Here is a 5,544-nt window from a genome sequence, read left to right on the forward strand (position 1 = left end):
ACCGCGTCGTCCCCGGCCACCACGGCGGTGCCGGGGCCGGCCGGCTCCTCGGCCCCGCCACCGCCCGCGCGGCGCGGCACCGGGCGGAACGCGTCCCCGGCGCCGCCGGGTCGGCCCGGTGGGTGGTGTTCGCGCAGCAGGGGCGCCAGGGGCAGGTCGGGTCGTAGGGCGGCCTCGGCGACCATCCGCCAGACGGTCCGCCAGTTCCACGCCGAGGCGTCGTCGTAGAGGTCGGCGGCGTAGTCGAGGAGGACGGTGATCCGCTCGCCCGCGTCGAGCACGGTGATGCCCAGGTCGAACGCGGTGTGCGCGCAGTTGACCGGCTCGTGGGAGACGGTGACCCCGGGCAGCCGCAGGGCGGTCCTCTCCGTGTCCGGGTCGCTTCTGAGGTAGGCGAGCAGGGCGCGGAAGAGCGGTCGCCCCGGCCGCCCGGTGGCGCCGGCCACGGCTCGGGTGACGTCGTCCAGCGGGTGCTCACGGTGCGCCATGGCGTCCGTGAAGACCCGGTGGGCCCGGCGGACCAGGTCACGCGGCGTCTCCTCGGGGCGCACCGCGCCCCGCAGGGCGAGTGAGTTGAGGAAGAACCCGACGGCGTCCCTGTCCCGGCCGCCGCTCCGGATGCTGACGGGCGAGCCGAGGGTGATGTCCCGTCGGCCGGTGAGCCTGGCCAGGAAGAGCCAACTCAGCGCGAGGTACCCCACATAGGACGTGGTGCCCGACGAGGCCGCCAGCCGGCGGACGGCCGCCACCGTCGCCGTGGGCAGCGGAACGACGACGCGGCTCCTGGGATGGGTAGCCGAGGTGCTGACGCGGTCGGGCGGGACGATGGTCGGGTTCCCGCCCCGCAGGGTTTCCACCCAGTGCCGCAGGCCGGCGGCGGCCCGCGCCCCGCCGCCCGTGGGCGGCGTGTCCACCGGGCGCGGTTCGCTCGCCGGGAGCGTCGCGGGTCGCCCGGTGGCGGCCTGGGCGTAGCGGGCGGCGAGGTCCCGTTGCAGCACCGTGGCCGAGTGGTCGTCGATCACGCTGTGGTGGAAGCAGAGCAGCAGCAGGTTCCGGTCACGGCCGTAGCGGCACAGGGCGAACCGGTACAGCGGGCCCGTCCTCAGGTCGAACGGGTCGCACGCGGCGGCCAGCAGCGTCCGACGGGCGGCGGAGCGGCCGTCCGCCGTCCCGCGCCGCAGCACATCGGTCGGCACCACGCCGAGGCGCTGCCACACCCGCCCGGCACGCTGTTCGAAGCTGACCCGCAGCCCCTCGTGGCGGGCCAACACGCCGCGCAGCGCCTCCTCCAGGGCAGCCTCGTCGAGCGGGCCGCGCAGGTCGAACAGGTGCGGAACGTGGTAGGCGTCGCTGGCCGGGGCGAGGTTCCACAGGTACCACTGGGAGACCTGCGCCGGGGTTGCCGGCCGGCGACGGCCGGTCCGCTCCGCCTCCGTGGCGGGAGGCCCCGCCGCGTGGCCGGCGGCTTCGGTGGGTTCCGCCGAGGGGGCGGCGCCGCCGGCGCCGAGGCGCCGCAGCAGCTCGCGTCTCTCCTGAGGGCTCAGGCGCAGCAGCCGTTGCCTGGTGCGGTCGGTCATCTCGGTCCTCGTCTCCGGGTGAGCCGGGTCGGGGTCGGCGGGCCGATCGGGGAACGTCAGTCGGAGGGGGCTTCGGGCGGGGGCATCCCGACGGTCAGGTAGAAGTCGAGTTCGCACACGTCGACGCGCATCCCGGCGAGGGACGCCGCGCTGGCCGCGTACCGGGCCAGGGCGTCGCATATCTCGCGTTCGGCGGTGAGCGGGCGGTCCGCGAGGAAGTAGATGATCGCGTCCAGCCGGCCGCCCCTGCGGACGACGTGCACGTGCTCGATGCCCAGGTCGGCGAGCGCGGCGAGCAACTCCCCTGACAATTCGCGTGGTTCACAGTCCAGTCGGCGCCCCGGGGTGTCCGGCACGAACTGGACCTTCAACGTCATCACCGTGGACTCCCCACCGCCGTGTCGGCGAGCTTCCGGCGGTCGACCTTGCCGTTGGCGTTGACCGGCAGTTCGCTCACCAGGTGGACCCGGGAGGGGAGCATGGCGGGCGGCAGCGACGTGGCGAGGCCGGACCGCACCCGCGAGGCCGCCGCCGTCCCGTCGGGGAAGTCCCCGGTGACGTAGAGCGCCAGCGACGTGTGGCCCGAGGCGTCAGCGTGGGCGACGGCGACCGCCCTGGCCACCCCGGGGATCTCCGCGGCCGTCGTCTCGATCTCGCCCAGCTCGACCCGGTGGCCCCGGATCTTGACCTGGTCGTCGAGCCGGGAGAGGAACGTGAGCACCCCGTCCTCGCCCAGCCGGACGAGGTCTCCGGAGCGGTACAGCCGACCGTGGTCGGGGCGATCGACGAAGCGTTCCGCGGTGAGGTCGGGGCGGCCGAGGTAGCCGAGCGCCACCTGCGCGCCGCCGATGAGGAGTTCTCCGGTGCCGCCGGGCGGGGCCGGCGCGCCGTCCGGGCCGACCACCAGCGTGGTCGCCCCGGGGACGGCCCGGCCGATGGGCGGCAGGGCGGGCCAGTCGGCCGGATCACCCGCCAGGGTGTGGGCGGTCACCACATGGGTCTCGGTGGGGCCGTAGTGGTTGTGGAGTCGGGCGGCCAGCGGCCCGTCGAACGCCGACCGCACGGTCGGCGTGATCCGGAGCTGCTCGCCGGCGGTGACCACGTCCCGCAGGTGGGGCAGCGACGTTCCCCGGCTCACCAGCGCGCGGCAGAGCACGTCGAGCGCGACGACCGGGAGGTACACGCGTTCCACCCGGTGTCGGGCGAGGTGGTCCACGAGGGCGAACGGGCTGTGCCTGACCGCGTCCGGCATCATCACCAGCGTTCCCCCGGCGAGCCAGGTGGTGAAGATCTCCTGGCTCGCCACATCGAAGGCGCAGGGCGCGAACTGAAGGGTGCGGGCCGGGCCGCCGAGGCCGGCGGGTCCCTGCCCGGCCAGGAGGTTCGCCAGGCCGCGGTGCGGCATGGCGACCCCCTTGGGGCGGCCGGTGGAGCCCGAGGTGAACAGGACATAGGCGATCGCCTCGGCGTCGCCCTCGGGCGCCGGCCACCGGGGGTCGTCTGCGGCCGGTGGCTCCGGCGACAGCGTGAGCACCCGGGTGTCGGGCGGCGTCCAGGCCGGCCGCTCGGCGGCGTCGGAGAGCATCACCCGCAGCCCGGCCGCGGCCACCGTGTCGGCCAGCCGCTCGTCCGGGTGGGACCGGTCCAGCGGCACATAGCCGCCGCCGGCCGCGAGGACGCCGAGCAGGGCGATCGGCAGCTCGGCGGTGCGGTCCAGATGAATCCCGACGAGATCGCCCGGCCGCACGCCGGCGTCGGCCAGCAGCCGCGCGATCCACCGGCCGCGCTCGGCGACCTGCTCGTAGTCGAGCACCCGGTCGCCGTCGACCAGGGCGACGGCGTGCGGCGTCAGCGCCGCCTGGCGCGCGAAGAGAGCGTCGACACGGGAGTGGTGTCCTCGGTCCGCTGGGGTGGGGATGGGCATGGGGACTCCCGCCGTCGTCGTCTGAGGCTGCGCGGTGCCCGTGCCTGACGCACGGGCCCCGTGTCGCGGTGTGGGGGCTACTGCCACCCCATGTCGTCGTCCTCGGCGGGACCGGAGGCGAGCGGACGGGACCGGTGGCCGTGCGGGACGGGTGCGGCCGGAGTGACGGCGGAGTCGCGGCCAAGGCTGGTCAGGCGAGGCGTCATCGAAATCAACTCCCGAAGTACTCACCCGGCGGGGACCGGGGGTACAGGCGATGGTTCGCCATCCGGGAGGGCTGATGGCAGAGGAAGGCGCTGACACAAAATGCGCATGGCAGCAGTGTGTCGCCGGTCACACCAGCGTCATGGCGCCTACAGATACCCGTGCCGGACGGCCTGTTGTCCCAGTTGGAAGCGCGTTTGGGCGCCCAGGACCGCCATCAGGTCGCTGACGATCCGTCGCTCGGTGCGCAGGGAGACGGCGAGCTTGCGGGCGATCGCCTCGTCCGTCATGCCCTGGGAGAGCATCTTGAGCACCGCCAGTTCACGGGCGGTCGGCTTCTGCGACGGCTCCGGCTCGCTGTCGAGCGGGCGGGCGCTCTCCCAGATCGTGTCGAACAGCGTCTGCACGGCGGCGACGATGCCGGGCTCCACCGCGAGGACCGCGCCCCGGGAGCTGTCGGCCGGGTCGAGGGGCAGCAGGGCTATCCGGCGGTCGATGAGTTGCACCCGCAACGGCAGGGTCGGGGCGGTGCGCACCTCACCACCGGCCTGGTGCAGCCAGGTCACGTGCTCCAGGCTGGCCGGGTCGTTGCTCACGCTGTCGAGGTAGACGGTGCGCACGACGATGCCCCGCGCGAGCAGCGTGGCGGTGATCAGCCGGCTCGCCTCGCGGTTGGAGGTGCTCTGCGGGCCGCCGGGCGCGAGGCTGGAGGTCTCCGAGCTGATCTCGGCGGAGAGCTCCTCCAGCCGCAGCCGCACCTCGTCGACGCCGCTCAGCCGTTCCACGCCGGCCGCCTTGCGCGCCTGGTCGGCGGAGCTGTGCTCGGCGACAAACCGCGCGACGGCCGCGCGGCTCTCCTCCACCGCCTGCTGCATCCGGGAGACCTCGGCCTGTTGGGACGCGATCAGCATCTCCAGGCCGATCTGCGGGCTCACCGGGGAGATGCCCGACTCGGCGTCGGACGAGCGCAGCAGCGACAGCTCGGCGAGACGGTCGAGCGACCCGCGCACGACACTCTCCGCCACGCCGAGTGCGGCCGCGAGGTCCGAAACCCCCTGACGGGGTTTTCGCAGCATGAGTCGGTAGACGTCTTCGGTCGTCTGGTCAAGCCCTAAGTGTCGGAGCACGTGTCCCCCGTCCGGACCCGCTTCACCCGCTGGTGTGATTCATTTTGTCCACGAGGTGGCCCATCTGCAATGTCGAGTTGCAAACGTTTCGCCGAAGGAAACATTCCGGTGGGTCCGGTCTTCTCGGTGCCGTCGCTCGGGGTATCGGAATAACCGCTGGTCAGGGTGAGACGTCCGGAGCGCGGCCGGCGGGGCTGGCCCTCGTGCCGCTCACGGACCACCCGTGCCCGGCTGGCTCGGCTGCGGGACGTGGAGCGGCGGACGGAACTCGGCGCGGTGATCGCGGAGTTGCTGGCCGCCGCTCGGGCCATGATGCCCGGCGGCCAAGACGCCGCCGCCCTCGCCGGCGACGTGGCACGCTAACCGGAGAGGCCGTCCGCCGGCCGGTGGTTGGGCGGGCTGGGCACGGTCGCCTGACGGCCGAGATCGTTTACGGGCTGGTCACGCCGCTGGTCACCGCAGGCCCCCGACAACAGAAAAACCCCAGGTCAACTGGGGTTTCTGGGAGTGTCCGAGGGGGGACTTGAACCCCCACGCCCTTAAACGGGCACTAGCACCTCAAGCTAGCGCGTCTGCCATTCCGCCACCCGGACATCAGGTGTGCGCGGCGCTTCGGCCGCGGTGACGGGGTCAACCATACCAAGCTTCCGGGCCCACCGTTCCCGCCCGCCGGGGCCGCCAAAGCCGCCGCCTCCCGCCCGCCGGGCCGGCG

The 5,544-nt window shown here is 73.8% G+C and carries 4 protein-coding genes and 1 tRNA gene; all 5 read right to left on the bottom strand.

Annotation, left to right across the window (positions count from 1 at the left end; genetic code table 11):
* Window positions 1-1,577 (bottom strand): condensation domain-containing protein (locus EBN88_RS28120; RefSeq protein ID WP_233581058.1); only part of this gene is annotated, 1,577 nt, incomplete at its 3' end.
* A gap of 56 nt (window positions 1,578-1,633) precedes the next feature.
* Complete coding sequence (locus EBN88_RS30925) at window positions 1,634-1,954, bottom strand: hypothetical protein (RefSeq protein ID WP_122399847.1); 321 nt, start codon at window positions 1,952-1,954, stop codon at window positions 1,634-1,636.
* Window positions 1,954-3,501: an amino acid adenylation domain-containing protein gene (locus tag EBN88_RS28130; protein ID WP_122399848.1), complete on the bottom strand. Its 1,548-nt coding sequence runs from the start codon at window positions 3,499-3,501 to the stop codon at window positions 1,954-1,956. Before EBN88_RS28130 ends, EBN88_RS30925 begins: the two co-directional genes overlap by 1 nt.
* A gap of 353 nt (window positions 3,502-3,854) precedes the next feature.
* Window positions 3,855-4,730 (bottom strand): helix-turn-helix domain-containing protein, encoded by an 876-nt coding sequence (locus tag EBN88_RS28135; protein WP_233581060.1) that lies wholly within the window; start codon window positions 4,728-4,730, stop codon window positions 3,855-3,857.
* Between the two features lie 610 nt (window positions 4,731-5,340).
* Window positions 5,341-5,425 (bottom strand) — tRNA-Leu (locus EBN88_RS28140).
* Between the last annotated feature and the right edge of the window lie 119 nt (window positions 5,426-5,544).

It is taken from the genome of Streptomyces triticirhizae (assembly GCF_003696235.1).
Taxonomy (GTDB): domain Bacteria; phylum Actinomycetota; class Actinomycetes; order Streptomycetales; family Streptomycetaceae; genus Streptomyces; species Streptomyces triticirhizae.